At 38.4% G+C, this 26,349-nt stretch carries 32 protein-coding genes; 12 read left to right on the forward strand and 20 right to left on the reverse strand.

The window, feature by feature from the left end:
- The 4 genes from Q0L68_RS03365 to Q0L68_RS03380 form a co-directional block, all read right to left on the reverse strand.
- The coding region (locus Q0L68_RS03365; protein ID WP_296699324.1) for a Glu/Leu/Phe/Val dehydrogenase dimerization domain-containing protein at positions 1–468 on the reverse strand (468 nt) is incomplete at its 3' end.
- A 70-nt stretch (positions 469–538) separates the two neighbouring features.
- Positions 539–1,378, reverse strand: a complete 840-nt coding sequence (locus Q0L68_RS03370; protein ID WP_296699327.1) for a phosphatidate cytidylyltransferase — start codon at positions 1,376–1,378, stop codon at positions 539–541.
- The gene (locus Q0L68_RS03375; RefSeq protein ID WP_296699329.1) at positions 1,362–1,568 is read right to left on the reverse strand and encodes a DUF2007 domain-containing protein; all 207 of its coding nucleotides are present in this window, start codon (positions 1,566–1,568) and stop codon (positions 1,362–1,364) included. Before Q0L68_RS03375 ends, Q0L68_RS03370 begins: the two co-directional genes overlap by 17 nt.
- Positions 1,552–2,496: a CPBP family intramembrane glutamic endopeptidase gene (locus Q0L68_RS03380; RefSeq protein WP_296699332.1), complete on the reverse strand. Its 945-nt coding sequence runs from the start codon at positions 2,494–2,496 to the stop codon at positions 1,552–1,554. Before Q0L68_RS03380 ends, Q0L68_RS03375 begins: the two co-directional genes overlap by 17 nt.
- A gap of 38 nt (positions 2,497–2,534) precedes the next feature.
- On the opposite strand from Q0L68_RS03380, the gene dusB reads away from it, so the two are divergent.
- Positions 2,535–3,524 carry a tRNA dihydrouridine synthase DusB gene (dusB, locus tag Q0L68_RS03385; protein ID WP_296699333.1) on the forward strand — a complete coding sequence of 330 codons (990 nt, stop codon included), beginning with the start codon at positions 2,535–2,537 and terminating at the stop codon, positions 3,522–3,524.
- A gap of 105 nt (positions 3,525–3,629) precedes the next feature.
- Complete coding sequence (locus tag Q0L68_RS03390; protein ID WP_296699335.1) at positions 3,630–4,532, forward strand: DMT family transporter; 903 nt, start codon at positions 3,630–3,632, stop codon at positions 4,530–4,532.
- Here the strand turns inward: Q0L68_RS03390 and Q0L68_RS03395 are convergent.
- The 8 genes from Q0L68_RS03395 to ubiE form a co-directional block, all read right to left on the reverse strand.
- Positions 4,529–5,428, reverse strand: a complete 900-nt coding sequence (locus Q0L68_RS03395) for a M23 family metallopeptidase (RefSeq protein WP_296699338.1) — start codon at positions 5,426–5,428, stop codon at positions 4,529–4,531. The genes Q0L68_RS03390 and Q0L68_RS03395 overlap by 4 nt on opposite strands.
- Positions 5,429–5,489: 61 nt before the next feature.
- Positions 5,490–6,563 (reverse strand): DUF3810 domain-containing protein, encoded by a 1,074-nt coding sequence (locus tag Q0L68_RS03400; RefSeq protein ID WP_296699340.1) that lies wholly within the window; start codon positions 6,561–6,563, stop codon positions 5,490–5,492.
- Positions 6,564–6,576: 13 nt separating this feature from the next.
- Complete coding sequence (locus Q0L68_RS03405) at positions 6,577–7,158, reverse strand: NifU family protein (RefSeq protein WP_296699343.1); 582 nt, start codon at positions 7,156–7,158, stop codon at positions 6,577–6,579.
- A gap of 132 nt (positions 7,159–7,290) precedes the next feature.
- Positions 7,291–8,025 (reverse strand): ThuA domain-containing protein, encoded by a 735-nt coding sequence (locus Q0L68_RS03410; RefSeq protein WP_296699345.1) that lies wholly within the window; start codon positions 8,023–8,025, stop codon positions 7,291–7,293.
- Positions 8,026–8,061: 36 nt separating this feature from the next.
- Positions 8,062–8,823 (reverse strand): M15 family metallopeptidase, encoded by a 762-nt coding sequence (locus Q0L68_RS03415; protein ID WP_296699347.1) that lies wholly within the window; start codon positions 8,821–8,823, stop codon positions 8,062–8,064.
- Positions 8,824–8,825: 2 nt separating this feature from the next.
- Positions 8,826–9,584, reverse strand: coding sequence for an SDR family NAD(P)-dependent oxidoreductase (locus Q0L68_RS03420; RefSeq protein ID WP_296699348.1), 759 nt, complete (start codon positions 9,582–9,584; stop codon positions 8,826–8,828).
- Between the two features lie 138 nt (positions 9,585–9,722).
- Positions 9,723–10,451, reverse strand: coding sequence for a porin family protein (locus Q0L68_RS03425; RefSeq protein WP_296699350.1), 729 nt, complete (start codon positions 10,449–10,451; stop codon positions 9,723–9,725).
- Positions 10,452–10,477: 26 nt separating this feature from the next.
- Positions 10,478–11,200 carry a bifunctional demethylmenaquinone methyltransferase/2-methoxy-6-polyprenyl-1,4-benzoquinol methylase UbiE gene (gene ubiE, locus Q0L68_RS03430; RefSeq protein ID WP_296699352.1) on the reverse strand — a complete coding sequence of 241 codons (723 nt, stop codon included), beginning with the start codon at positions 11,198–11,200 and terminating at the stop codon, positions 10,478–10,480.
- 121 nt (positions 11,201–11,321) lie between these two features.
- Between ubiE and yihA the strand changes: the two genes are divergently transcribed.
- Genes yihA through Q0L68_RS03445 form a run of 3 tightly spaced genes read left to right on the forward strand, consistent with a single transcriptional unit; the run spans position 11,322 to position 12,741 of the window.
- Positions 11,322–11,933, forward strand: a complete 612-nt coding sequence (gene yihA / locus Q0L68_RS03435; protein WP_296699354.1) for a ribosome biogenesis GTP-binding protein YihA/YsxC — start codon at positions 11,322–11,324, stop codon at positions 11,931–11,933.
- Between the two features lie 39 nt (positions 11,934–11,972).
- The gene (locus Q0L68_RS03440) at positions 11,973–12,404 is read left to right on the forward strand and encodes a DUF5606 domain-containing protein (protein WP_296699356.1); all 432 of its coding nucleotides are present in this window, start codon (positions 11,973–11,975) and stop codon (positions 12,402–12,404) included.
- Positions 12,405–12,441: 37 nt separating this feature from the next.
- Positions 12,442–12,741 carry a hypothetical protein gene (locus Q0L68_RS03445; RefSeq protein WP_296699359.1) on the forward strand — a complete coding sequence of 100 codons (300 nt, stop codon included), beginning with the start codon at positions 12,442–12,444 and terminating at the stop codon, positions 12,739–12,741.
- A 226-nt stretch (positions 12,742–12,967) separates the two neighbouring features.
- Here Q0L68_RS03445 and Q0L68_RS03450 read toward each other — a convergent pair whose 3' ends face one another.
- Positions 12,968–13,318 (reverse strand): GIY-YIG nuclease family protein, encoded by a 351-nt coding sequence (locus Q0L68_RS03450; protein ID WP_296699362.1) that lies wholly within the window; start codon positions 13,316–13,318, stop codon positions 12,968–12,970.
- 593 nt (positions 13,319–13,911) lie between these two features.
- Between Q0L68_RS03450 and Q0L68_RS03455 the strand changes: the two genes are divergently transcribed.
- Positions 13,912–15,033 (forward strand): sugar phosphate isomerase/epimerase, encoded by a 1,122-nt coding sequence (locus tag Q0L68_RS03455; RefSeq protein ID WP_296699364.1) that lies wholly within the window; start codon positions 13,912–13,914, stop codon positions 15,031–15,033.
- A gap of 61 nt (positions 15,034–15,094) precedes the next feature.
- Here the strand turns inward: Q0L68_RS03455 and rnhA are convergent, their stop codons facing one another.
- The 4 genes from rnhA to aroQ all read right to left on the reverse strand — a co-directional run bounded on the left by rnhA (position 15,095) and on the right by aroQ (position 17,891).
- Positions 15,095–15,550 carry a ribonuclease HI gene (gene rnhA, locus Q0L68_RS03460; RefSeq protein WP_296699366.1) on the reverse strand — a complete coding sequence of 152 codons (456 nt, stop codon included), beginning with the start codon at positions 15,548–15,550 and terminating at the stop codon, positions 15,095–15,097.
- A 36-nt stretch (positions 15,551–15,586) separates the two neighbouring features.
- A complete protein-coding gene (locus Q0L68_RS03465; protein WP_296699368.1) occupies positions 15,587–16,177 on the reverse strand; it encodes a MarC family protein in 591 nt (196 codons plus the stop codon).
- A 233-nt stretch (positions 16,178–16,410) separates the two neighbouring features.
- Positions 16,411–17,466, reverse strand: a complete 1,056-nt coding sequence (locus Q0L68_RS03470) for an aminotransferase class V-fold PLP-dependent enzyme (protein WP_296699371.1) — start codon at positions 17,464–17,466, stop codon at positions 16,411–16,413.
- Between the two features lie 11 nt (positions 17,467–17,477).
- Positions 17,478–17,891 carry a type II 3-dehydroquinate dehydratase gene (gene aroQ, locus Q0L68_RS03475; protein WP_296699374.1) on the reverse strand — a complete coding sequence of 138 codons (414 nt, stop codon included), beginning with the start codon at positions 17,889–17,891 and terminating at the stop codon, positions 17,478–17,480.
- Positions 17,892–18,021: 130 nt separating this feature from the next.
- On the opposite strand from aroQ, the gene xerD reads away from it, so the two are divergent.
- The 5 genes from xerD (at position 18,022) to Q0L68_RS03500 (ending at position 24,028) form a co-directional block, all read left to right on the forward strand.
- Positions 18,022–18,927, forward strand: a complete 906-nt coding sequence (xerD, locus tag Q0L68_RS03480) for a site-specific tyrosine recombinase XerD (protein ID WP_296699377.1) — start codon at positions 18,022–18,024, stop codon at positions 18,925–18,927.
- Between the two features lie 22 nt (positions 18,928–18,949).
- Complete coding sequence (locus Q0L68_RS03485) at positions 18,950–19,642, forward strand: hypothetical protein (protein WP_296699380.1); 693 nt, start codon at positions 18,950–18,952, stop codon at positions 19,640–19,642.
- A gap of 100 nt (positions 19,643–19,742) precedes the next feature.
- On the forward strand, positions 19,743–20,783 hold the full coding sequence (locus Q0L68_RS03490) for a quinone-dependent dihydroorotate dehydrogenase (protein ID WP_296699383.1): 1,041 nt from the start codon (positions 19,743–19,745) through the stop codon (positions 20,781–20,783).
- Positions 20,784–20,837: 54 nt separating this feature from the next.
- Complete coding sequence (locus Q0L68_RS03495; RefSeq protein WP_296699385.1) at positions 20,838–23,339, forward strand: DNA translocase FtsK; 2,502 nt, start codon at positions 20,838–20,840, stop codon at positions 23,337–23,339.
- A gap of 35 nt (positions 23,340–23,374) precedes the next feature.
- Complete coding sequence (locus Q0L68_RS03500) at positions 23,375–24,028, forward strand: outer membrane lipoprotein carrier protein LolA (protein WP_296699388.1); 654 nt, start codon at positions 23,375–23,377, stop codon at positions 24,026–24,028.
- 2 nt (positions 24,029–24,030) lie between these two features.
- Here Q0L68_RS03500 and Q0L68_RS03505 read toward each other — a convergent pair whose 3' ends face one another.
- Genes Q0L68_RS03505 through Q0L68_RS03515 form a run of 3 tightly spaced genes read right to left on the reverse strand, consistent with a single transcriptional unit; the run spans position 24,031 to position 25,580 of the window.
- Positions 24,031–24,597 carry an aminodeoxychorismate/anthranilate synthase component II gene (locus tag Q0L68_RS03505; protein ID WP_296699391.1) on the reverse strand — a complete coding sequence of 189 codons (567 nt, stop codon included), beginning with the start codon at positions 24,595–24,597 and terminating at the stop codon, positions 24,031–24,033.
- Positions 24,581–25,126 (reverse strand): CvpA family protein, encoded by a 546-nt coding sequence (locus tag Q0L68_RS03510; protein WP_296699393.1) that lies wholly within the window; start codon positions 25,124–25,126, stop codon positions 24,581–24,583. Before Q0L68_RS03510 ends, Q0L68_RS03505 begins: the two co-directional genes overlap by 17 nt.
- A 1-nt stretch (position 25,127) precedes the next feature.
- Positions 25,128–25,580 carry a GatB/YqeY domain-containing protein gene (locus tag Q0L68_RS03515; RefSeq protein ID WP_296699396.1) on the reverse strand — a complete coding sequence of 151 codons (453 nt, stop codon included), beginning with the start codon at positions 25,578–25,580 and terminating at the stop codon, positions 25,128–25,130.
- Between the two features lie 59 nt (positions 25,581–25,639).
- On the opposite strand from Q0L68_RS03515, the gene Q0L68_RS03520 reads away from it, so the two are divergent.
- Positions 25,640–26,349: pyridoxine 5'-phosphate synthase (locus Q0L68_RS03520; protein ID WP_296699402.1), on the forward strand; the 710-nt coding region annotated here is incomplete at its 3' end.

Raw genomic sequence — 26,349 nt, forward strand, 5'->3', positions numbered from 1 at the left:
ACCCATATCTGGAGCAGGTATATCTTTATCAGGACCAAAAACATCGATCATTGACAAAGTATAGGCACGAACAAGTCTCTCTATTTCCCCTTTTGACATTTCGCGAGGATTACAACGAACCCCTCCCTTTCCTCCTCCATAAGGAATATCCACAACAGCACATTTCCAAGTCATCCATGCGGCGAGTGCTTTCACCTCATCTAAATGAACATCCGGAGCAAACCTAATTCCTCCTTTTGCTGGACCAAGAATATTTGAATGAATAACTCTGATTCCTTCGAAAACCTTAATTTTTCCATTATCCATGGTAATAGGTAAGGAAACGATAACTTGTTTTGCTGGATTTTTTAAGACGCTGTAAACCTCATCTGAAAGACCAAGTTTTTCTGCGGCGATGTTAAATCTCTCCATCATTGACTCCAATGGATTTTCTTTATCCATTATCGGAGCAGGTTCGATATAAGCCATATTGGGTTTTTATTTAGAATATCAAATTCGACGCAAAATTAAGTAGATTTTCAGGATACAGATGCAGATATTAGAATATTTTCAAAAATGCCGTAATAAAAGGAGCAGAAAGTAACAATCCGTCAAAACGATCCATAAATCCTCCATGTCCCGGCAATATTTGCCCACTGTCTTTTATCTCAATAGAACGCTTGAATAAAGATTCAATAAGATCTCCATATGTACCTGCAATGATGATTATTCCAGAAATGACCAACCATTTCCAGTCATCGATCACTTTAAAATATCTTGCCAAAACAAAGGCAACTGCAATTGCGGAAAAAGCACCTCCTAAAAACCCTTCCCAGGATTTTTTTGGGGATACACGCTCAAATAATTTTGTTTTTCCAAACTTGGTTCCGGCGAAATATGCCCCGGTATCACTTGCCCATAATATTAAAAGACATCCAATTAGAATTTCGAAATGATATACTTGATCTACTGAAAAGACCGCCAAATTCAATAAGGAAAAAGGAACCGCAACATAAAAAATACCCAAATAGGTGTAGGCCACACCGGTAAAAGGTTTTTTATCAGTTTTCCGGTAAAGCTTAATGAAAAATGTTAATGAAACCAGGGGAAACATCAGATAAAGGTATTCGTGTCTGAATTGCTCCTTTTCTATCAAAAATGTCAGAGTAAATATCATAAGTCCCAAAAAAGTACCAAAGCTCTTCAATGGCAACATCCCATCAAGTCCGGATAACTTATAAAACTCCATTTGGGAGAATCCCAAAATGACTGCAAAAATTAAAAAATAAGTCCAATCTGAATAAATACTTCCCAATACAACTACCAAAGCTCCTATGAATGCTGTGATTGCCCTTTGTCCTAAATTGCTGTAGTTATTGATATTAAAACGTGATCTCATTCTGGATTATATTGGTTGCAAGCAATTGATCCTCTTTCAAAACTAAAACCTGATATGTCCCAAATATCTGATATACAGTCTCTTTTTTATTCAAAACCACTGCCTTTATTTCATTTTCTTCTAAAACACCCTTGACAATCTCTGCCCTTATTTGTTTCCCAGATTCAAATACTTTAACCCAATTGCCCATCTTCTGATATTTTCATTTTCTTAAGGTAATAGATTCCAGCAATAAGAACCAATAAGCCAAGCAAAGCTGCCGAATAAGATACATCATCCGTGGATTCTAAATCAAAATCTATCATTCCTTGATTTGCCATATAAACCAATATGACAGTAAAGCTATTATTGAAAATGTGGGCAAGAATCGGATAAATTAAACTCCCGGTAAATAGATATAAATATCCAAAAATCGCTCCTAGGAAAACCCTTGGTAAAAAGCCATAGAACTGTAAATGAATGGCAGAAAAAATGATGGCTGTCAACCAAATTCCCCAATGACTTGAGTTTAGGTATCTGTGCATTTTTGCCTGAATTAAGCCTCTGAAGAATATCTCTTCGCCAATACCGGCAAAAATGCCAATCACTAAAACTCCTGTCAAAAGTTCTGGAATAGTCTGAAAATCGGTTAGGAATTTGGTCAATTCCATTAATTGATCCTCCGTTGCTTTCATCCATGCCTCAATTTCAGACATGGAATCAGGAAGAACAAGATTTGAATTGAAGTAAACCAAAAAGGAATTAAAAAGCATACCACCAAAAATAATTGCTATCACTACAGCAAAACCTTTCCATTGAAATCTGGAAATTTGCACATCCCAATGCAGATCAGCTTTTTCGATATATCGCATAATAATCCAAGCGGCTACCCAAAAACCAATTCCAGAGCCAAGTCCTTGGACAAAAAGCATCGCCATTCTTCCATTTGGCACATCAAAATTTCCATTTATTAGCCCCAAAAGATCGTCAATCGGAATATCAAAAAGTAGTGGAACAAATGCAAAAGCAACTCCCTGTAGTAACACTAAAACTCCAAAAGTAACTAAAACTATGACTATCAGGGATAAAAGCCAGCTTTTCCTTTCTGCTATTTCTGAGTGGGTTTCGTAAATCTCCATATTTAGGGTAAATTTACGCGCAAATTTATAATAGAGAAGTGGTTAAGATAGGAAAGTTAGAATTAGGCGAGTTTCCCTTGCTTTTGGCACCGATGGAAGATGTGAGTGATCCGCCTTTCAGAGCTGTATGCAAGGAAAACGGAGCCGATCTCATGTATACAGAATTTATAAGTTCGGAAGGTCTGATCAGGGATGCTGCCAAAAGCGTCCAAAAATTGGATATTTACGATTATGAAAAGCCAATTGGGATACAAATATTCGGCAATGACATAGAATCTATGCGGGAAGCAGCAGCAATTGCCGCAGAAGCAGGGCCCGATATTCTTGACATTAATTATGGTTGCCCAGTAAACAAGGTTGCTTGCAAAGGCGCAGGAGCTGGAATTTTGTTAGATATTGACAAAATGGTTTCAATGACATCCGAAATTGTCAAAGCAGTAAACATCCCTGTAACTGTAAAAACCCGATTGGGCTGGGATAATGAAACCATTAGGATCGTCGAAGTTGCCGAAAGACTCCAAGATGTTGGTATCCAAGCCATCAGTATTCATGCACGAACCCGAAAGCAGATGTACAAGGGTGAAGCGGATTGGAGTTACCTTAATCTTGTAAAAGAAAACCCAAGACTTCACATTCCTGTTTTTGGAAATGGGGATATTGACTCTCCTGAAAAGGCACTGGAATATAAAAACAAATACAATGTGGATGGAATGATGATCGGTAGGGCATCAATTGGTTATCCTTGGATCTTTAATGAAATCAAACATTTCTTGGCTACCGGGGAAAAATTAGAAGCTCCTGATTTAGCAGAAAGAATTGCAGTAACCAAAAAGCATTTAGATTTTTCTGTAGAATGGAAAGGTGAAAAGCAAGGCATTCTGGAAATGAGAAGGCATTACACCAATTATTTTAGAGGCATGCCAAACTTCAAACCTTTTCGAACCGAAATGGTAACAGCAGATAGTTACGACCATGTTTGCCATTTACTGGATCAGGTGGCAGATGTTTATGCTGATTACGTATTCTAAATATTTTAAGGGTCTTGAAAAAATAATTTTTCAAGACCCTTTTTTTGAAACAATTATTATTCGGATTTGCTTCCTTTGTAAAGGCTATTTACAGCAATATAATTCATGTCTACTACCACCAACGATGGTTCCTTAAAAAACTGGGGAATGCTTATTTCATTAGCCTTGGTTTGGGGAAGCTCCTTCATCTTGATTAAAAGAGGCTTAGAAGTTTTTTCTCCCGGTGAAGTAGGCGCTTATAGAATTGTCGCCGCAGCTACCTTTCTTTTACCCCTATCATTACCTAGACTTAAAAACCTAAATAGGCACCAAATTTTTTATCTGATCATAGTAGGTCTTGTTGGCAGTTTTATACCAGCATTTCTTTTTGCGAAAGCACAAACACAATTAAGCAGCTCTTTAACGGGTGTTTTGAATGCATTGACTCCTCTTTTTGTCGTAATCATAGGAGCTATTTTTTTTGGATCAAAAATCACCAAAAGAAATGGAATAGGCTTAGCAATCGCATTTATAGGCGTGTTTATTTTAGTCACAGTTAAAGAGGGAACGGGTTTCGATGCGTTTTCAGGAATAAATGCTTATGCCTTGTTTGTTATCTCCGCTTGTATCTGTTATGGTTTTAATCTAAACATAATCAAGTACAAATTTGAACTTCTTAAACCCATTGAGATTACTGCCATCTCGCTTTTGATGGTCTTACCCATGGCTTTGATTTTCCTGATGGCGGGAACTGATTTTTCCTATAAAGTTGCAAACATCCCAGGAGCTTGGAAATCGATCGGTTATTTAACATTACTAGGCGTATTAGGTACTGCTTTAGCACTGATTATGTTCAATGTGATGGTCAAAAGAGTTACTCCGGTATTTGCTAGTTCCGTCACCTACTTAATTCCAATTGTAGCAATTATGTGGGGCGTTTTGGATGGTGAAGTTTTACTATTTGGACATTATGTGGGAATAGTTGCAGTCATTCTTGGTGTTTGGTATGGTAACAGGAAGAAGAATTAATCCTTATCTGCCCGATAATTTTTCATTTCCCTTTTGCTCATTTCTACAGTAATCAACTCTTCTGGATGAACTACCGAAAACTTTACCAATTCCTCAACTTGTAAAACGCCTTTTGAGGTTGAAAATTTTACTGGGAATTGTTCATACTTTAATTTTTCATTCCCATCTTTTGCAGGTTTCATATTCACCATTCGAACATGTTGCCCGGAATTATAATTTTCTCCGGCTGATTCAGCAAGCACTTGTCCCGGAATCACCATATCTCCAACTTTCACTTTCTGACTTCCGGATTTTAAAACCATTAGTTTGGTTAAGGTGCCATCCTCATGATAGATTTCAATAAAATTTTCATCTCTTTTAAAATCCAAATTATCCTTTTCAGCTGCCTCTCCCATACTTATGGAGGCGATAATTCCTTTTCTAGGAGCAACAATTTCAGTAGGTGAATCAAATCTAAAAGCTACTCCTACATACTCTTTGTTTTGTTCACTTGGCTGAAGACGGTTTTCAATATGAGTCATATTTTGAGCTGTAATTTCAGTTCCTTCTTTTACAGGGACGAAATAAACTGGTTCATTTTTAGATTTCCCATAGAGGTTCCCTTTAACATAGCTGATCGAATACCTATAATTGGTTGGAGTATTTGCTTGTCTTGGCTTTAATGTTGTAGCCCTCGACTTGCCTGGCATGGCGACAGCAGTAACCACATCTCCACTGGAAGTTGTTAGATTCTGTAATTCAGAAAATTGGAACATCACAGTATATGGGAAATTTTCTGTGTTTACAGAATACAATATGATATTCCCATCTTGATCTCTTTCAGATTCAATATTAATCTGAGAGAATACAGTTGAACTTGTAAAAAGAAAAAGGATAGTTAATAGTTTTTTATTCATTGTTCTATTCTTGGGAGATTCAACTCCTAAAAATAGTTTTACAAAACTAAAAACAAAATAATTACTCGCCTTTCATTCTTTTTCTCCAAGCATATGCTAACATTGGAAGTTGTTGATAACTTTTAATTCCGGCTTTTACTCCCTGACTTTTTAGAAAAACATCATTTGTCTTTCTACTCAATTCGTAGGAAATAGGTTGAATAGCCTCACTAGCATCTCTGATGGAAATGATATCTTTCTTTACTCCAAGATCCAATTCTCGAATGAATACTTTATAATCTTCTGGATCCATCTTATAATAATCCCGAATCTGATACATCAACAATCGTAATTGGGCTGAATACCTCAATAACGGATCCTCACTATTTCCGCATATAACCCAAGCAATAAAATTTGCCTCTCCTTCATTGGTTACTCCATAGCTATGAGCCATCTCATGCGCCACAGTAAACGGTTGCTCTAATGGGTGCAAAGTTGGGTCTATGTAACTCTCTCCTGTAAAAGGAAAATAAATTCCCAGAATCCCCATTCTTCTCATGAAGCCAGGGGGTGGAAACAGTTTTGTCCTTGGCCTTCCTGTAAAATTGAGCCCGAGCATATCCAAATTTTCGCCCATATTAGACCTCACCAATTTCTCCAACTGGGGGTAAGATAAAATCTCAGTAATAGCGATTGTATCTGTGGTAATGGCTTTACGATATTGCTCCACTAATCTCTTGGTTATTAAAGCCTCTTGTTTCAACTTTTCAAAATCCAATGATTCAGGTTTCAATCCGAGCTGTTGAAAAATAGGAGTTCGCTGATAGTTATAACCCCAAAGCACTAGAAAGAAAAATACCAAAGCACCCAGGTAATTTGCCAAGGAACGAACTGAATAAAGAGTTTTGCGCTTCCATCCTATCTTAAATCTTATCCTGTAGATATAAATCCCGATAAAAATGATGACGGAAATAATAAAAAAATAGACGCTGGGAAATGGCAAATACCCCAGCGTCTTATCAATAACATTTCGGATGACCGGAAAGAATTTCCTTGAATAAATTTCATCGGTAGCCTCTGGGTTAAGAGTTGCGATATATCGAATTCCCAACGCCAAAACGCCAAGAATTGCCCAAGACCAGTCTCTTTTACCCATGAATTATCGCTACTTAAACTCCTTCTGCCTGTACTTCCTTCACTTCAGGAAGCATTCTGGTCAAAAGGTTCTGTATCCCTGCTTTAAGGGTAACGGTGCTAGAAGGACAACCAGAACAAGAACCTTGAAGCAATACTTTCACTATTCCATCTTGAAATGAATGAAAAACAATTGCTCCCCCATCTTGCTCTACAGCTGGACGGATATACTCATCTAAAATCCCTTTGATTTTCTTAACAACTTCCGAGTCACTTTCATCAAAAAGAGGGTCTTTATCGAAATTAGCATTGACTACAGGATTTCCTGACTCCAAATATTTTTTAATATGGTCTCTAAAGATATTCTGTACTTCTGACCATTCAACCTCATCAGATTTTGTGACAGTAACAAAATTAGACGCCACAAAAACCCGCTGTACGGCAGCGAAGTTGAATAATTCCTGAGCCAAAGGGCTGTTTTCCGCGCTTTCCGCATCAGGGTAATCAAAACTTACCCCTTCCTCTGCTAACATAAAATTCGCAACGAACTTCAAGGAGTTCGGATTTGGGTTGGCCTCCATGTAAAGATGAACCGGTCTCGCTTGTGCTTTCAGCATGACATTCTTGTTTTTGTTTAGAAAACCGATTTGCTGGCTTTAAGTTCCAGCAAATCTAATTTTCCTTTTTATAGAAGAAATTGATCGGCAAATTGTTTGAACAAAATCAGCCTCTTTTTAAATTCTGACTGACTATTTCATAGGATGACCCGTGGCCGCATACCAAATACCGCCATACAAGTGCTTCAAGAAATCAGGATCTTCCCAAGCTGACTCCACATGTCCTAATGCAGTATAAAAGACTCTTCCTCCATCAAACTCATGATACCAAGCCATCGGGTGATTGTCTCCGTTTCCTTTGGAAACTTTATAAGTACTTTCATCTGCTTTTATCAATACTTTGATGTCTGGGTTAATTTCTCTGAATTCGTACAATTCATCTGTCCAAAGCCAATTTTTAGGCAAATGCCAGGTCGATGGATGATTTTGATCGACTACTTCCATTCTCAACGTCTGCTGAGCTGGATGTGAAAGGAAATAAGCTCCGATCATTTTATTGTACCAAGGCCATTCATATTCTGTATCCGTGGCAGAGTGAATCCCTACTACGCCTTTTCCACTTTGAACAAACTTTTGGAAAGCAGCTTTTTGATCCGCGTCGAAGATTGTTCCTGTCGTGGTTGTTAATATAACCACATCGTATTTCGCTAGATTTTCATCTGTAAATGCTCCTGCATCTTCGGTTGTGTAAACACTGAACACATGGGTTTTGCCCATTTTTTTCAAAGCTACAACTGCGTCGGCAATAGACTGGTGGCGAAAACCAGCAGTTTTGCTGAATACTAAAGCCCGAAATTGTTGTGCATCAGCCATCAGAGCGATGCTGAAAATTAGTCCTAGCGTAAGAAGGGATCGTTTTAGGTTCATTGGTTTTAAGATTTGGGTTGAAAGTAAATGAAAATTTTATTCTATAATTTTAAATAATTCTCCTGCTTTGGCTCTGGAAAAAGCATTAAAATGCCACCATTCTGAGCCAATTCCTGTAAATCCATTAGCGGTCATAACTTTTCGAAGCAATTCTCGATTGGCTATCTGCTCTTCAGTTAATTTTCCTTCCTCAAGCATCTGTTCTTCTCGATCAGGATAAGCTTGATATCCAAAGAAATCATAGCCAGTACCCATATCCAAAGGTTCGGATGTTTTAGTGTTGAATATGGTTAAATCAACTGCCACACCGAAATTGTGTAGGCTGCCTACTTTTGGATCTGCAACGTACAAAGGTTTTAAGCTGTCTGGTTTATCTAGATTATCCCAAAGAATCTGCTGCACACTTCTCGGCCTCGCTCCATCATAAATCAACAAAGTCAAATCAGGGTTTTCAGCCTGAAGCATTTCCTGAACCACTTTTAAACTATCTGCCACTCTGGGCTGAAGATAAGCATGGATCAAATCACCATAAACATCCCTACCAAAAAAGTTATCTTCGGTAGAGTATTTTAATTCCACACGGATACCTGAAACCACTTCCTCCACATTTACTAATCCTTGCTCAATCATTTGCTTTTCCAAAATAGGAATAGTGGCAGAACCAATCGTAGTTTGGGTATGTCCTATTTCTTCAGCAAATTCTTTTGTAAGATTTTCTTCTAAAACTCCCTCTTCCTTTTGACTACAGGAAAATGAAACCATTCCTATCAATACAAATAGCAAGATTGATCTAAACATTCTCAGTTCCTTTTATTCACAAGAGTTGAAGAGGCTTGGGCTGTTGGAAGCACTACCACATCAGCAATGACCACATGCGGAGGCCTAGTTACGGCAAACTCTACAATATCTGCAATATCCTGAGCGAGCAAAGGTTCAAATCCCTGATAAACAGAATCAGAACGCTTTTCATCTCCTTTGAATCTGACCAAAGAAAATTCTGTCTCTACTAATCCAGGGTGAATCGCAATCACTTTTAGCCCAAATGGATTCAGGTCAATTCGCATTCCCTTTGTGATGGCATCTACTGCATGTTTAGAACCGCAATAAACGCTTCCATTTGGATAGACCTCTTTGCCAGCGATCGAGCCAATATTAATAATCGTTCCCGATTTTCTTTCTGTCATTCCTGGAATAATAGCCTTAGAGACATAAAGAAGTCCTTTCACATTAATATCCATCATCGCATCCCAGTCGTCTAAGCTGCCTGTTTGGATTGGATCCATCCCATGGGCATTTCCCGCATTATTGATCAAAACATCAATAGATTTCCAATCTTCTGGAAGAGCTCCCAAAATATCCAAAACCTTCTCTCGATCTCTGACATCAAAAACCAAAGGAAGATAATCCACATCTTTCGCTAATTCTGACTCTAATTCCTTTAATCTTTCCGCTCTTCTTCCGGTGGCGATGATATTGTATCCCAATTTAGCCAAAGTGATCGCGCAGGCTTTTCCGATTCCTGAGGTAGCACCAGTGACCAATGCAATTTTATTTTTCATGCTGAAAGTTAAAAAGAATTCAATTCAGTCTAAAGTAATATAGGTAGTGTGTCAATTCACTTTCTGATTTTTCGAAAAATTATACCGAAAAAAACCTTGAACTGCTAATCAAAATTCTGGATTGACAAAAAGAACTGTCTATTGGAAATTCAAGTAAAGCGTAATGCTCTTTCTTTTGATTGAGGAAATCGCATCAGCGATCTCTGGAATGGTATTTTCTCTTCTGTAGGCATTATTCAAGCCATGAGAAAAACGGATCTCCGGAGCAAACTTGAAGTACTTGAAATAAATTTCGAAGCCCATCCCCATTTCCAAAGAGACATCTTGGCCGGTGGTCACCAAGTCTTCAATATCGGCTTCATCCTGGGCTTTTGTTTTAAAATTGTAACTCGCCCCACCCAAAAAATACATTCTGGTATTATTGAATCGTTGAGATCTGTATTTAAAAAGTAAAGGAAGCTCGACCATAGTAGCTTCTGAAGTTAATACTTCCGACATGGTAGTATTATTTGCTGTATTACTATTTCCAGGCATGTTTGTGGATCCTCCTGGTTCTACTGCTCCAAAGTAATTCACCTCCGTCTTATATTCATAAAAACCCACTTTAGGAGTAAAAAGTAATTGAACTTGATCATGAAACCTTAGAATCCCAATAAAGCCAAGAGAAAATCCCGGAGAGAATTGCGGATTAATAGATCTTACACCCGCCGAACTCGTTGTAGTCCGGTTCATAAATGCATCCGAATATTTGATTCGGTAGGAATTGGTATGAGCCGCCAAGAAAAACCCATAAGACAAAGTCTTATTATCTGACCCCGCACTGGAAGTAAGGCCAAACATCCCTTGTCCAAAGGAAGAAAGGGACATTATTGTGATAAAAAAAAACGTTAAGGCTACTTCACGCCCACATAAATGGAGCTGATGCCGAATGTAAGTGGTTTGCATAGCGTACTGGTAAATCCGACTTTTTTCAATACAGCCAGAAAATCTTCTCCGTCAGGGAAAGCCTGTACAGATTCAGGTAAGTAAGTATAAGCAGAATTGTCTTTGGATACAATTTTACCTATCTGTGGCAGAATATATTTGGAATAAAAACCATAAGCTTGCTTCATAGGAAATTTTCGAGGTTTACTAAACTCTACAATAACCGTCTTGCCACCCGGCTTTAGAACCCGGTACATATCTGCCAGACCTTTTTCCAAATTTTCAAAGTTTCTAACTCCAAAGGAAACGATGACAGCATCAAACTTATTATCCTCAAAGAGCAATCCTTCTGAATCTCCTAATTGCAAATCAATTTTATCTTCCAGACCTTTCTTTGCCATTTTCTTTTTCCCTTCAGCAAGCATCCCTTCAGAGATATCCACTCCAATTACTTTATCAGGATTCAGAGCTAATGCTTCTATTGCAAAGTCACCTGTGCCTGTGGCTATATCCAAAATCAGTTTAGGCTGATCCTTTTTCAAAAGTTTAATTGCTTTCTTTCGCCAGGTAATGTCTATGCCCATGCTTAGGACATGATTTAACAAGTCATATTTAGGACTGATATTGTTAAACATCTCAGCAACCTGAGCTTTTTTAGGGTCTTGCTTATCTTTGTAAGGTACTACAGACATTGGAATTGTTCTTTGAAGGCGCAATAATACTCAAGAAACATGAGGATCGGAAAATTGTTGCCAGATTAGAGAAAGTCATTCCTAAAGTATAATTCCTATTTTTGCACCCAAAGCTAAGTTTATGATCCAGAAAGCTCATTTTGTCGTCAGTAATACCAATCCTGGAAATTGCCCAAAACCTGATAGGGCTGAAGTCGCTTTCATTGGAAGATCCAATGTGGGGAAAAGCTCTTTGATCAATATGATCACCGGGAAAAGTGATCTGGCCAAAACCTCCCAAAAACCAGGAAAAACTCAATTGATCAACCATTTTATGATCAATGATCGTTGGTATTTGGTCGATTTACCCGGTTATGGCTTTGCCAAAGTCAATGTAAAAGTGAAACAAGGTTGGGAGAACATGATTAGTACTTACTTAACCAAAAGGGAAAATCTATGCGGCGTTTTTGTTTTGATCGATAGCAGATTAGAACCTCAAAAAATCGATTTGGAATTTTTGCTTTGGTGTGGAACAGAAGGTGTTCCTGCTGCCGTGGTTTTTACTAAAGCCGATAAGCAATCAAAAACAAAGACGGATCAAAATATTAGGAAATTCTTAAAAAAGATGGAAGATATCTTCGAGGAAGCTCCGGATTATTTTGTCACATCTGCAGAAAAAGGTCAAGGCAAAGAAGAATTGACCACATTTATTGAAGAACTGGTACAAGAATACGAATCTGGAGAAATCATTTAAGCGATACTCTTATATTTGCACCCTGAAAAAAACAAACCAATGAATTTTAAAGAAATCGCAACAGTCGCCGGAAAACCAGGCCTATTTAAAGTTTTAAAACCAACTAGGTCAGGTGTGATCTTGGAAAGTCTTGACGAAAAGAAGGCTAAACTTGTCGCAGGAATGTCTCAGCGTGTTTCTATCCTGAGCGATATTTCTATTTATACCTTGACTGAAGAAGGTGCCGAACCTTTAGAGTCTATCATGAAAAAAATAGAGGCTGAGTTTAAAGGAGATTTAGGGTTAGATGATAATCCCGATGATTCAGAATTAAGAGCTTTTATGAAACATGTACTTCCGGAAGTTGATGAAACAAGAGTTTATACTTCAGACATCAAAAAATTAATTTCCTGGTATAAAATCATTCGCGTTCAGATACCTGAAATCCTTGAGGAGAATAAAGAAGAAAAAGAGGACGAGAAAGAAAAATAATAACTAGCCCTGCCATGCGGGGCTTTTTTGATTCAATATGGGAAATTCACTTTTTCAGGAAACCTTTCAGCTATTGGAAAAAGATTTTCTTTTACCTGAGGTAAAAGCTGAATTTGATGAAGAAAAGGCGATTGAGTTTTTGGCAAAAGTAATCAGTCAAATGCTTGATCGAGATTTTGAACGCTTACTTCAAATCTGCTACAGAATAGATTTAGGTGAAGAAAAATTAAAAAGAATACTCCATGAGTCTGAACCAGACCAAGTCGCATCTGATTTGGCTAGAGCCTTATGGGAAAGACAAAAAATGAAAGTGGAGATTAGAAGAAGGTATTCTTGAATTAAGATTTAGGATATATGATTTTTGATTTTTTACATTATCCTAATCAACCTAGCCGCAAAAACCAAATCCAAAATAAACTTGTAGATAAAAGGCTATTTGGAATTCTTGTCAGGCTAAACGGACTAGTCGTAAGGCTGAGCGGTGTTGTTTTCAGACTGAGAGGATTTGTTGTCAGGCTGAGCGGAGTAGTTGTCAGGCTGAGCGGAGTCGAAGCCTTATTTAATTATCCATTCTTCCGTTTAGAATTATTTTTATGGCTTGATGAATTTTTACACTCAGCCAATGATTTTAATCCTTCCCAATCTCCATTAATAATAGCCTCTTTTTTTGCCTTACTCCATCCTTTTAGTCTTTTTTCAAAAGAGATAGCTTCTTTTACATCTTGAAAATTCTGAACAAAAACCAATTCTAAAGGTCTTCTCCGAAATGTATAACTATTTGGATCAACCCCTTCTTGATGCTCACTAATCCTTCTAGCCAAATCATTTGATACACCTGTGTAATAAGTGTTATCAAAGCATTTTAAAATATAAACACAGAATGTTTTCATTAAAAAAATTAAAATTAAATGCACTAAACAATTAATTTAATTAAAAGTAACTATTGTCAAAAATGAGATCAGAATTAAATGCATTTTTTAAGTAGGTCCTCGACTCCGCTCGGACTGACACAAAACCAATGATCATCAAATCAATCTTATTTTACTTGGCAAATTTTGATTGGAGAAATTAAATTGACTAAACCCGTAGTAAAAAACCGTGGATTTCTTTTCATAATTATGCAAACTTGCTTTAAGGATGAACGAAGTACCTGACAGGCTTAGCGGAACTGTTGTCAAGCTGAGGAGAGTTGTTGTCAGTCTGAGGGAAGTGTTATAAAACTGAACGGAGTTATTGTCATGCTGTGCGCAGTCGCTGTCAGACTGAGCGGAGTCATTGTCAGGCTGTGCGGAGTCGAAGCCATTGAATTATTTATGAATTTTTATTTTTGTCAGGCTGAGCGGAGTCGAAGCCATTTCAAAAAATTACTAAGAGACCTCGACTCCGCTCGGTCTGACATAGTAAACTGAATTAAGAATTGATATTTCAGATTTGTGGTTTTTAGATTGTATACTTTAACTTTCTGAATGAAAATCTATTTTACTTTTCCATCATAAAACTAAAAACTATGGCAAATCCTATTTGGATCATGACCTCCGCTTTTGACCAACTCAATCTTGATCAAACTATTGAAAAGGCTCTTGAAATTGGCGTTCAAGGTCTGGACTTATGTGTTTTTAGAAAAGATGGAACTCGCGATGACTTTGTGGCAACCCATTTAGATTATGAAAATTTTGGTTCAGAACAGGCAAAAAGCCTGATCGAAAAATTCAATGGAGCGAAACTGAGACTTTCAATTGGTGCTTTTGAAAACCTGATCGGTGGGGATCCAGAACAAAGGATTAAAAATCAAAACCACTTACTCCGTTTAATTCGAATGGCCTATTTACTTGGAGGGGATGAAAATGACGTAAAAGTAGGAACGTTTGTGGGATACAATCATGAGTTGGGAAATCAGGAAGGTGGATTTGAAAAAAACCTTTTAGAATACCAAAGAATTTTTGGCCCGATCATTCACTATGCAAATAGCCTTGGAGTGACTGTACTCTATGAAAACTGCCCGATGGAAGGCTGGAGAAGTTCAGGCCACTTTGGTACTTTCAATAACCTAACAGGAGTATTGGCAGCCCGAAAAATTATGTATGAGCTCGTTCCAGAAGCAAATCATGGAGAAATCTATGACCCCTCTCACGATGTTTGGCAGCATACAGATCCAGTAGAAGTGATCAGAAATACAGATATGAATCGACTCAAAAGAATTCATGTCAAATCCACCCGAAACAATCCTGATCCTTTCTGGGGAAATATGTATCCGATGCAGGAAGTTCGTTCAGAATGGGCAGACAAATTAAAAATTACTTCAAGTAAAAATCCATGGGATAGGCATCATTATGAGGCAACTTTGCCTGGATTTGGACTGGGAGATTCTATGGACTGGAGAGCATTTGTAAATATTCTTAAAGAAAAAGAATTTACAGGCCCATTTGAAATAGAAAACGAAGCAGTATTATCGAAGCAAACAGGAAAAATGGGAGCGATTGTTCAAGGATGTAAAGCTGCTGTTCAAAACCTGGCTCCATTACTTTATGAGTTGGGAGATGAAGGATGGCAATATCCAAAAGTGGAATACCAACCACTTTTGGAAGTGAATCGTGAGAATATTCCATTGATGACAATGGATAAATTATAAAATCAGAAGTGAGAAGTTTGAAATCTGAGTTTTCAGACTTCTCACTTTAGACTTCACACTTTCATTTCTGGCTGTCTTCATATCCTGTATCTGCTGGTAAATTAAAACCTTCTGAAGCTTCTACAGCTAATTGGTCACATCTTTCATTTTCAATGTTACCGGCGTGGCCTTTCACCCAAATGAATTTTGGCTTGTATTTTAAGTGAAGGGGAATATAACGCAACCACAGATCTGGATTTTTCTTATCCTTGAAGCCTTTTTTTTGCCAGCCCCAAAGCCAACCTTTCTCAATTGCATCTACCACATATTTACTATCTGAGTAAATCTGAACAGGAATTCCTGTCATTTTCAGTTCTTGAAGGGCACGGATCACAGCCAATAGTTCCATTCGGTTATTGGTTGTTTTACGAAAACCTTCAGAAAGCTCTTTTCGGTGTTTGTTAAATTTCAAAACGGCTCCATAGCCTCCCGGACCGGGATTCCCTTTGGCGGCGCCATCTGTATAAATGGTGATCATGGTACAAAGAAAAGAAAAATGAGCAAGAGAGAAGTTTTAAATTCCGGAATCTACCCCGATTGGGAAGGCATTAGTCTTGAAAATCTTTACTGCTATAGAAAGTAAAATAATTCCAAAAATTCTTCTCAGGACATCCAAGCCTGTTTTTCCAATTTTTCGCTCCAGCCAACCTGTGCTTTTCAATACTATATAAACCAAGATCAGGTTTAATAGAATTCCAATGGCAATATTGACCTGAGCAAATTCCGCTTTTAATGTCAAAATTGTTGTGAGAGTTCCTGCTCCTGCTATCAAAGGAAAAGCTATGGGCACGATGGAAGCACTATCAGTAGCGTCCGGATCAGATTTAAAGAGTTCAATCCCCAAGATCATTTCAGCCCCAATAGCAAATATGATTAAGGCTCCAGCTATTGCAAAATCCTCTACTCCTATTCCAAAAAGATTCAAAATAGCCTTACCCGCTAGGAGAAAAAGGATCATCAAAACCCCCGCAGCCAATGTGGCTTTCTCGGACTGAATATGCCCTACCTTCTTTCTTAGGTTCACGATAATAGGAATAGATCCTAGAATATCGATCACCGAAAATAAGATCAGGGAAACAGATAAAATCTCTTTATAATCAAACATGCCGCGAAAGTACGGAATTTAAGATTGCGGAAATATGATTTCTGATTTAAGAAAAAGTGAATGAAGTATCATTTCGACGACCGAAGGGAGGAGAAATCTAATTCGAAGTTAATCTTTAGATTTCTCCTCGTCGTTCCTCCTCGTTCGAAATGACTAATCTAAAAGACCCAAAGTTATTGATTTGAGTCATTGATGACACTTTTAGATTTCTGAATTTAGCTTTCTGACTTTCTTCAATACCTCCCCAAAAACCCAATCAGCTTCTCCATTTCAGCATTAGTGATCGCAGGGAAATTAGCAATTCTAAAGCTCGTCGGCTTCAGTGGACCATAGCCGGATCCCAGCTGCATTCCTTCTTTTTCAGCATCTTTCTTTACCGAAGCTATCAAATCTTCTCGCCCGGTTACCGCCAACACTGTGGTACTTCTGGTCTCAGCATTGTCCACAAGCATTCGAAGTGACTTGGATTGCGCCACGACATTTTCCAGCTTTTGCATTCTTTCTCGAAGGTTCGCATCGATATGATGGATTTCCGGTAAATCTTTCAATACCCGATTCAACAAGTAAATCCCAAGCACATTTGGAGTATAATGCGTTTGGTACCCTGCAGCATTTTCTAGAATAAAACCTAGACTGTTATATCGTCCACTTTCTCCCTTTGACTCACATTTTTCAATTGCTTTTGGAGATACAATCAGAATTCCTAAACCAGCCGGCAATCCAAAGCATTTTTGTACTGAAGCATACCAAATATCAGCCAAGTCAAAATCAAACTCAATTCCGGCCATCGATGAAGTTGTATCTACGGCAATCATTTTCTCAGGATACTTTTTTTTGATTGCTTTGATCACGTCCATAGGCACCTGAGTAGCATTTGCAGTTTCATTTTGCGTCAAGGCGATTACATCAAACTTTTCGTCAATTTCTAAACTTGCAACATCGATAGCCTGATTTGCTTCGATTTTCAAACCATCCGTAGCAGGATTGATATGCTTTGCAAAGCCAATCCACTTCTTTCCAAACGATCCTGAATAAATATGAAAACTTGCCTGCTCCACGATAGATTGGGTGATTATTTCCCAATTTTCCGTGGCACTGGAAGTAAAAAGCAATCGATAATCATCTGGCATGTGTAGCTTCTCGCGCATCAATTGTTCAGTTTCCTGATACAAATGCATGAAGGCATTACTTCTGTGATTGGCACTCAAAATACCCGCTTGATAAGCATCTTGTAGATATTTGGGAAGGGCATCATAAACTTTAGATGGCCCTGGAGCAAAAGTTAACATAGGTCTGTGGTTTAAAGAAAATATCTGATTCCCAATTCGTAGCCCTTTAAGCCTAAACCTGAAATCATTCCAACGCAAGATTTAGAGATAATACTCTTGTGACGGAATTCTTCGCGCTTGTAAATATTGGAAATATGCACTTCCAAGGTTGGGGTGGTCACTCCTGCAATGGCATCTGAAATAGCTACGGAAGTATGGGTATAGCCCCCGGCATTCAAAAGAATTGCATCAAAAGTGAATCCAACTTCGTGAATTTTGTTGATCAACTCACCCTCCACGTTGCTTTGATAATATTCCAGCTCCACTTCAGGAAAAGTTTTTTTCAAGTCTTCTAAATATTCTTCAAAAGAGGTACTTCCATATACTTCTGGCTCTCTTTTTCCAAGGAGGTTTAAATTTGGCCCGTTAATGATCAATATTTTCAAAACAAAATTCGGTTTGATGAAGACGCTACAAAGGTAATCGGTTTCTGATTGGAAAGTTAAAACCTTTCCACATTTGAACCTTCCAACTTTAGCACCTAATTTCCCAATATTTTCATTTTTAAATCTTCCGATGATTAAAACCTGGGAAAATCATATCAAGCAATTTCGCCACTACCTAAAGTTGGAACGTTCACTCAGCGAAAATTCTATCGAGGCTTATACCCGAGATGTGGAAAAGCTTGCTAACTATTGCACTTTAAATTTTCAGGAAAAAAGTCCGGTTCAACTGGAATTGGAACACCTACGCAAATTTGTAAATGAACTCGCTCAATTAGAAATTTCTGACTACACACAAGCGAGGATCATTTCCGGGATCAAGGCTTTTTACCGCTTTTTGATGTACGAGGATAAGATTTCAGAGGATCCAGCCCAACTTTTGGAAGCACCAAAATTGGGTAGAAAACTTCCTGACACCTTGAGTTATGAAGAAATCGTGCAGCTACTTGAAGCTATTCCCTTAGGAGAACCTGAAGGTCATCGGAATCGCGCTATGTTGGAGATGCTTTACAGTTCAGGACTTCGGGTTTCCGAACTCACAGAACTAAAAAAAGGGCAAGTTTTTGAAGATGTGGGATTTCTAAAAGTAGTTGGAAAAGGCAATAAAGAGAGGTTGGTTCCAATTGGAAAAGACGCGCTTAAATACCTGAATATTTATAAAGATGAAGTTCGGGTGCATCAAGCCATCGCAAAAGGACATGAGGAATATATTTTCCTAAATAGACGAGGAAAGAAATTAACACGCGTAATGATTTTTCTGATCATCAAGAAAACAGCTGAGCTGGCAGGAATAGAGAAAAATATCAGTCCTCACACCTTCAGGCATTCCTTTGCAACACACCTGATCGAAGGCGGAGCAGATCTTCGAGCAGTTCAGGAAATGTTGGGTCATGAAAGTATCACCACGACGGAAATTTATACTCACCTAGACCGCGATTACCTAAGGCAGGTTTTAACAGATTTTCATCCGAGGAAATAAATTTTAAAGTCAAAACTATGAAGTGAAAAGTATAAAAAATACTTTCGCAACAATCCAACTTAAGATTGAATTAATGAAGAGACTTTTTATCTTCTTTGCAATTTGCATTTCTACTTTTTCCTGCACCTCAACTCAAGTATACACTCGCTTCAAATGTCATATTTGTCTAAGTCAATCTGACGGAGTCTTGCTTTTGCCACTCGCTTGGGATCCTGGATTTAGCAGGCTCTCTCCGGGTGAGCAAAATCAATTAGAAAGCCAGATTCTCACTATTCTCAGAGATCAGGGATTTACGAAAGTGGAATTATACGATCGGATGGACTATGAATTGCTTTCCGCAGGAATCAAAGACCTCAATGATCCAGCTCAACGAGCAAAAGTCAATTCCGATTTGGGTTATCCTTATTTTATAGGAATTACGCTTGGAGAAACTATTGATTCTGAAGGCTGGGATTACAGAACTGCGCAGGAAGTTTACGAAATGAATCCTCCAACGCCAGATCAGGATATTTCGGCTACGCTTCGCGTAGTACTGATAGAAACTTGCACTGGGAATATTGTTTCTGACAATGCTATTATCACAGAAATCAATGCTTGGGGAATTCCGGACAAAGAGGGAGGTGAAAATTACTGGAACTTTGGTACTGTCAGCCAGGCTATTCAAAAAGCTACCAGGAAAGGTGTTGGATTTATGTTAAAAGATTGTGGTTGTTAAGAATTTCCTGCCTGTTTTAAGCCAAATGCAGAAACTGATTTTTTCTTAAAATTCCCAACAAGCTTTGTTTAACTTTACAGCCTGAAAGAACCGCAAGACTGTGTACAAATCCATCCTGAAACCACTCTTCTTCCTCAAAAACCCGGAAGATGCCCATCATTTCACCTTTGATCTTACCAAACTGACTTTCAACTTACCCATTGCAAAGTCGATTGTAAAGTCAACTTTTAAATTGGATGATCCGCTTTTGGAACGGGAAGTTTTTGGATTAAAATTCAAAAATCCTGTAGGATTAGCAGCTGGGTTCGATAAGGATGCCAAACTGATTGATGAAATGGCCATGCTGGGTTTTGGATTTATTGAGATTGGGACCTTGACTCCAAAACCACAAGAAGGGAATCCACTCCCGAGACTTTTCAGACTTCCCCAAGATGAATCCCTGATCAATCGTATGGGCTTTAACAATGGCGGAGTCAAAGAGGCGGTAGAGCGATTAAAGAAGCGAAAATCTGATGTGATCGTCGGTGGAAATATTGGGAAAAACAAAGTGACACCCAATGAAAATGCAGTAGACGATTACTTGATTTGTCTGGAAGAGCTTCATCCCTATGTGGATTATTTTGTCGTAAATGTGAGTTCTCCAAACACCCCAAATCTTCGTGATCTCCAGGAAAAAGAACCTTTAAAGAAACTTTTGCAGGCTGTAAAATCTGCAAATGACCTAAAAGAAAAACCAAAACCAATCCTTTTGAAAATTGCGCCGGATTTGACTGATGGGCAATTGGATGATATCGTAGAGATCGTTCAGGAAACTAAGATAGATGGAGTAATTGCTACTAATACGACCATCGACCGTTCCCAACTGTCCACTCCTGTTTCCCAAGTGGAAGCGATCGGTGCAGGTGGAGTTTCAGGAAAAGTTTTAGGCAAAAGAAGTACAGAAGTGATTCGATATCTCGCTGAGAAATCAAATAAAGCATTTCCTATCATTGGCGTAGGAGGAATTTTCTCCGCAGAAGATGCTATTGAGAAGCTTGAAGCGGGCGCAAGCCTGATTCAGGTGTACTCGGGCATGATTTATGAGGGACCTGGGTTGATCAAAAAGATCAAGAAAGGATTATTGGCTTATTTTTCTCGATAAATTGCCAATCTCAATCCAATCATCTTATCTTAAAATCGGATTTTAAAGGAATACATGGCCACCAATTCACCAAGGACCAATACTTTTAGAAAAAAAGGAGAAACTGCTAAAAAGAAAACGGCCTCAAAACCAAAAGGGCCTGGATTTTCTTTTGGTAAAATCAAGAGCTCCAAGTTGGTTTTAACCCTTGGAATATTATTGATGTCTGTTGGAATATTCCTTTTTATTGCATTTATCAGCTACTTGATAAATGGGCCTGCTGACCAAAGTTTGGTCATGAACGCCCCAGTAGATGAAGAAATCAGGGAGACCGCCAGAGACTCCGGTAATTGGCTTGGGTATTTAGGGGCCCAGGCTGCACACTGGATGATCTATCGATGGTTTGGCATTGCAGCATTTCTCTTCCCCCCCTTCCTTTTCATTCTTGGATTTAAATGGAGTTTCAAGGTTTCTTTGATTTCCCTCACCCGATACACCACATTTGCTCTTTTCTTTACTTTTTGGCTTGGTTTATTGACGGGGTATATTGTCATACTAGTTGAAGGATACTCTTACTGGAGCTTTCTTTCTGGGGGCTTTGGATATGAATTGGCAAAGCTTTCGGCAGACTTTCTTAGCTGGGGCACCTTTATTCTAATTGGTTCAGCCTTATTGATTTTTGTGATTTTCTTCTTTGACATAGATAAACTGGAATGGTTCTCCGCAAAGGCAGAATCCAACGATGATCTTATTGATGAATTGGTCTCTGACACCCCATCTGCCATAAATCCATTTGATAAAAAAAGTGAAAAATCTACCGGTAAAGATGCGATAGGGGATGAAGAGAATGAAGAATTTGAGGATGATGGATCGGACTGGATTATCAAAAATGATGATGTTGAATTAATAGATGATTCCACTACCGATAAGGAGGATGATATTTTCAGCGTATCTCAGGTAAATCTCCTAGATGAGATAGAGGAAAAACCAAAAGAAAAAATAGAGGAAAAAAACTTTTCTGTTGTCAAAGCTGCAGGAGAAGAGAAAACAGCCTCAGAAGTTGAGAATTTAGACCCCTTTGATCCCACTCTGGATTTACCTCGCTACAAATATCCAACATTGGATCTATTGAACGAATACGATGTTCAGAAAGTCACTGTCTCTAGGCAGGAACTTGAAGACAATAAAAACAAGATTGTTGAAACTCTTGAAAACTTCAAAATCGGGATTCAGGAAATAAAAGCGACCATTGGCCCCACTGTAACGCTTTATGAAATCGTACCTGAGCCAGGAGTAAAAATCTCCAAAATCAAAAACTTGGAAGATGACATTGCTTTGAGCTTAGCAGCTTTGGGAATCAGAATTATTGCTCCAATTCCCGGAAAAGGAACTATTGGTATTGAGGTTCCCAATAAAAACAGGGAGCTTGTTCCTGCCCGAGCAGTTTTGGGAACAGAGAAATTTATGCGCTCTGATAAGGATCTGCCAATTGCCTTGGGAAAGACTATTTCAAATGAAGTTTATGTAGCTGATTTAGCTAAAATGCCGCACTTGTTAATGGCTGGAGCTACAGGGCAAGGTAAATCTGTTGGCTTAAACATGATCCTTGCTTCCTTGATTTATAAGAAACATCCTTCTCAGTTGAAATTTGTGCTGGTCGATCCTAAGAAGGTAGAACTGACTCTATTTAACAAAATTGAGCGTCATTTCCTTGCGAAACTTCCTGGAGCAGAAGAGGCAATTATCACGGATACGAAAAAAGTAATCTATACACTGAACTCTCTTTGTATAGAAATGGACAATCGGTATAACCTTCTGAAAGATGCAGGAGCTAGAAATCTTAAGGAATACAATGCAAAGTTTATAGGCAGAAAACTAAATCCAGAAAACGGTCATCATTTTATGCCTTATATCGTGCTAGTGATCGATGAGTTAGCGGATCTAATGATGACAGCAGGTAAAGAAATCGAGGCTCCTATTGCAAGACTTGCCCAACTAGCTAGAGCTATTGGAATACATTTGGTAGTAGCCACCCAAAGACCTTCTGTAAATGTAATTACAGGTATAATAAAAGCTAATTTCCCTGCTCGGCTTTCTTTCCGTGTGACTTCAAAAATTGATAGTCGAACTATTCTGGATTCTGGAGGGGCTGATCAACTTATCGGTATGGGAGATATGTTGCTATCTTTGGGCTCAGACATGACTCGAATCCAATGTGCATTTTTGGATACACCAGAGGTAGAGGCTATCTGTGATTGGATTGGTGAGCAGAAAGGGTATTCTGATGCTCATCTCTTACCGGAATTTGAAGGAGAAGAAGGAGATGGATCAGTTGGAAATGTAGATTTATCAGACAGAGACCCACTTTTTGATGATGCTGCAAAACTTATCGTCATGCATCAGCAAGGCAGTACATCCCTAATTCAGCGTAAATTAAAACTAGGATATAACAGGGCAGGAAGGATCATTGACCAATTGGAAGCTGCTGGAATCGTCGGTTCTTTTGAGGGTTCTAAAGCAAGAGAAGTCTTGATTCAGGACGAAGCTAGTTTGGAACGGTTATTGAATAGTCTGTAATGGCTGTATTATAGAGTTCCAACAGCCTTATTTACATGAAAAAACTAAGCTTCGCATTAATAATTTTCCTTTCAATTTTCACCATAATTGAAGTTTCCGCTCAAAAAGATCCAAAAGCCAAAGCAGTCTTAGATGGGATGAGCCAAAAGTTTCAAAGCATGCAAGGTTTTACTGCCAGCTTTGACTTTACCTATTCTGATCAAGTGGGCACTAGTGATCGCCAAAGTGGTGATATTTCAGTAAAAGGAAATCAATACCGATTAAAACTGCCCGAACAGGAAATTTTCAACGATGGAAAAACTGTTTGGACTTTAATAGAAACACCTACCTACAAAGAAGTAACCATTAATGACGTCTCTCAAACGGAAGGAGAATTAACTCCCTCAAATATTTATAAAATGTATGAGAACGGATTTAACTACGAGTTACTCGCTGATAAATCTTTCCAGGGAAAACAAGTGAATGTCGTTGAATTAAATGCTGAAAAGCCAAACGCACCATTTCAAAAGGTTCTGTTAATGATCGACAAAAACACAAAGGATTTATTAGGTTGGGAAATGTTCGATGGCCAAGGAGGTTCTTTTTCCTATGCTTTCAAGAATCTAAAAGCAGATTCTACAATACCTGACTCTTATTTTGTTTTTGACGCCAAAAAGTACTCAGGCGTTGAAATAATTGATCTCAGGTAAAATCAATTCGGGATTTTCTTAATCCAATTTTCGACCAATTCTAATCCATATTCAGTTAAATAGGCCTCAGGGTGATATTGAATTCCTAGTATGGGAAGTGAATTATGGGAAATGGCCATGATCTCACCTTTTTCTGTTTCTAAAATCACTTCTAGTTCATCAGGAATCATTTCTAATTGAAGTGAGTGGTATCTGGTGACTTTGAAAGTATCTGGCAATCCATAAGTATAAGGGTGCTCCATTGTTTTCTTAACTGAATGAACTTTCCCATGTACAGGCATCTCACTTTTTACCAATTTTGCTCCAAATAATTCTCCGATTGCCTGATGACCAAGACAAACTCCCAAAACAGGAACCTGTTGATAATACTTTTCAAAAATTTTCATAAGGTTTCCTGCTGAAATGGGCCTTCCAGGCCCAGGAGAAAGAATCAAACCGGAAAAATCAATTTTTTCAATTTCTTCGAGAGAACAATCATTTCTTACAATGGTTAATTCTGCTCCAGTTCTCCGAACCAAATCTGCCAACATATGACTGAATGAGTCAAAATTGTCAATCAGCAGAATCATTCAAAATCTCTTCTACAATCTTTTCCAACTTCTCTAAGTTTTCTTCCACTTTGGGGAAAAATGGCTCTATGGCTTCCACAATAGCAGGAGCAACAGGTTCTATATATTCCAGATATTCTGAATCAGAAGTCCATTGCTTTGGCAAATCCAGTTTAAAAAGAGATGCTTGCCAAAAAAACAAACTGATAAAAAAAGCTGCTTTCACAATCCCTAAAACCACACCTGCCAAGGCATCCACGGATCCCAGCAATACCAGATCCATTACTTGTTTTAAGATCCAACCAATAGTTCTGATCAAAAATAATGTAATTAGAAAAATTACTAGGAAGCCCATGATAGGATATCCCAGATTGAAGCCTGTTACATTTTCTTGGAGCCAATCTGTCATTGGATCCATAAAGTAAACACCTAAAATAATAGCAATCACGAAACCAAAAAGACCAAGGACCCCCAATAGGAATCCTTGTTTATATCCTTCAAAGGCACCAAGGCCTAATATGACCAATAATATGATGTCAACAGTACTCAACTTAGCTATTCAATAAAGCTTTAACTTTATCTGCGATTGCCTTTCCATCGGCCTTTCCTGCCAATTGCTTACTTGCAATACCCATCACTTTACCCATATCTTTTGGACTTGAAGCGCCTGTTTGAGTAACAATCGCCTGAATGGCAGCTGTCAATTCCTCATCGCTAAGGGCTTTTGGTAGAAATTCCTGGATGATTTCAAGTTCCGCCATCTCCACAGCATAAAGATCTTCCCTATTTTGCTGCTGGTAGATATCAGCAGAGTCCTTTCTTTGCTTTGCAGCTTTCGTCAAAATCTTCATTTCTTCATCTTCTGAAAGTTCTCCAGTGGCACCACCCTTGGTTTCTTCCAAAAGGATTAATGACTTGACCGCTCTCAATGCTCTCAATCTATCCTTATCTTTGGCGATCATTGCCGATTTTATTTCGCTATCTACTTTCTGCTTTAAACTCATAAGCCCTAAGTTTGTGTTATTGGTTAAAATCAAACAAAAATACCCTTTTCGACCCGTAAATGACTAAACTAAGTGTAAATATTAACAAGATTGCAACCCTTCGGAATGCACGGGGGGCCAATAACCCCGACGTTGTCAAAGTTGCTTTGGATGCTGAGCGATTTGGCGCTCAAGGAATTACGGTGCATCCAAGACCTGATGAAAGACATATCAGACACCAGGATGTTTTTGATTTGTCCAAAGTGGTCACCACAGAATTTAACATAGAAGGATACCCAGACAAAAGGTTTATGGACTTAGTAAAAGCCGTAAAACCTGCCCAAGCTACTTTGGTTCCTGATCCACCAAATGCGATTACTTCAAATTCCGGTTGGGATACAATTTCAAATCAAGGCATGCTAAAAGATATAGTGGCTGAACTTCATGAAGCTGGAATTCGGGTCTCTATTTTCATTAATCCTGAGGTGAGATATTTCGAACCTGCTAAACTTACTGGAACAGACCGAGTAGAACTTTATACTGAACCCTACGCGATTGGCTTTCATAAGGATAAAGAGAAAGCTGTCAAACCTTATGTGGAAGTATCTGAAATAGCAAGAGCAATTGGTTTAGGCTTAAATGCAGGGCATGATTTAGATCTGCACAACTTGGCATTTCTCAAAAAGTCCATTCCCTATTTGGATGAAGTTTCCATCGGCCATGCATTGGTATGTGATGCATTGTATTATGGATTGGAAAATACGATTCAGATGTATAGAAGGCAGTTGGA

The organism is Algoriphagus sp. (genome assembly GCF_024642405.1).
In the GTDB taxonomy this organism is placed as follows: domain Bacteria; phylum Bacteroidota; class Bacteroidia; order Cytophagales; family Cyclobacteriaceae; genus Algoriphagus.

What these genes read in the sequence shown, in the direction of transcription:
- Q0L68_RS03375 (WP_296699329.1), bottom strand. Translation starts at nt 1,568, where the DNA reads ATGGGCAATTGGGTTAAAGTATTTGAATCTGGGAAACAAATAAGGGCA.
- Q0L68_RS03425 (WP_296699350.1), bottom strand. Translation starts at nt 10,451, where the DNA reads ATGTCCCTTTCTTCCTTTGGACAAGGGATGTTTGGCCTTACTTCCAGT.
- Q0L68_RS03445 (WP_296699359.1), top strand. Translation starts at nt 12,442, where the DNA reads ATGGGAAATTCACTTTTTCAGGAAACCTTTCAGCTATTGGAAAAAGAT.
- Q0L68_RS03505 (WP_296699391.1), bottom strand. Translation starts at nt 24,597, where the DNA reads ATGATTCTGCTGATTGACAATTTTGACTCATTCAGTCATATGTTGGCA.
- Q0L68_RS03515 (WP_296699396.1), bottom strand. Translation starts at nt 25,580, where the DNA reads ATGAGTTTAAAGCAGAAAGTAGATAGCGAAATAAAATCGGCAATGATC.
- Q0L68_RS03500 (WP_296699388.1), top strand. Translation starts at nt 23,375, where the DNA reads ATGAAAAAACTAAGCTTCGCATTAATAATTTTCCTTTCAATTTTCACC.
- Q0L68_RS03420 (WP_296699348.1), bottom strand. Translation starts at nt 9,584, where the DNA reads ATGAAAAATAAAATTGCATTGGTCACTGGTGCTACCTCAGGAATCGGA.
- Q0L68_RS03390 (WP_296699335.1), top strand. Translation starts at nt 3,630, where the DNA reads ATGTCTACTACCACCAACGATGGTTCCTTAAAAAACTGGGGAATGCTT.
- Q0L68_RS03410 (WP_296699345.1), bottom strand. Translation starts at nt 8,025, where the DNA reads ATGAACCTAAAACGATCCCTTCTTACGCTAGGACTAATTTTCAGCATC.
- Q0L68_RS03470 (WP_296699371.1), bottom strand. Translation starts at nt 17,466, where the DNA reads ATGTTAACTTTTGCTCCAGGGCCATCTAAAGTTTATGATGCCCTTCCC.
- Q0L68_RS03400 (WP_296699340.1), bottom strand. Translation starts at nt 6,563, where the DNA reads ATGGGTAAAAGAGACTGGTCTTGGGCAATTCTTGGCGTTTTGGCGTTG.
- Q0L68_RS03415 (WP_296699347.1), bottom strand. Translation starts at nt 8,823, where the DNA reads ATGTTTAGATCAATCTTGCTATTTGTATTGATAGGAATGGTTTCATTT.
- Q0L68_RS03370 (WP_296699327.1), bottom strand. Translation starts at nt 1,378, where the DNA reads ATGAGATCACGTTTTAATATCAATAACTACAGCAATTTAGGACAAAGG.
- ubiE (WP_296699352.1), bottom strand. Translation starts at nt 11,200, where the DNA reads ATGTCTGTAGTACCTTACAAAGATAAGCAAGACCCTAAAAAAGCTCAG.
- Q0L68_RS03380 (WP_296699332.1), bottom strand. Translation starts at nt 2,496, where the DNA reads ATGGAGATTTACGAAACCCACTCAGAAATAGCAGAAAGGAAAAGCTGG.
- Q0L68_RS03495 (WP_296699385.1), top strand. Translation starts at nt 20,838, where the DNA reads ATGGCCACCAATTCACCAAGGACCAATACTTTTAGAAAAAAAGGAGAA.
- rnhA (WP_296699366.1), bottom strand. Translation starts at nt 15,550, where the DNA reads ATGATCACCATTTATACAGATGGCGCCGCCAAAGGGAATCCCGGTCCG.
- Q0L68_RS03395 (WP_296699338.1), bottom strand. Translation starts at nt 5,428, where the DNA reads ATGAATAAAAAACTATTAACTATCCTTTTTCTTTTTACAAGTTCAACT.
- yihA (WP_296699354.1), top strand. Translation starts at nt 11,322, where the DNA reads ATGATCCAGAAAGCTCATTTTGTCGTCAGTAATACCAATCCTGGAAAT.
- Q0L68_RS03440 (WP_296699356.1), top strand. Translation starts at nt 11,973, where the DNA reads ATGAATTTTAAAGAAATCGCAACAGTCGCCGGAAAACCAGGCCTATTT.
- xerD (WP_296699377.1), top strand. Translation starts at nt 18,022, where the DNA reads ATGATTAAAACCTGGGAAAATCATATCAAGCAATTTCGCCACTACCTA.
- Q0L68_RS03465 (WP_296699368.1), bottom strand. Translation starts at nt 16,177, where the DNA reads ATGTTTGATTATAAAGAGATTTTATCTGTTTCCCTGATCTTATTTTCG.
- Q0L68_RS03455 (WP_296699364.1), top strand. Translation starts at nt 13,912, where the DNA reads ATGGCAAATCCTATTTGGATCATGACCTCCGCTTTTGACCAACTCAAT.
- Q0L68_RS03405 (WP_296699343.1), bottom strand. Translation starts at nt 7,158, where the DNA reads ATGCTGAAAGCACAAGCGAGACCGGTTCATCTTTACATGGAGGCCAAC.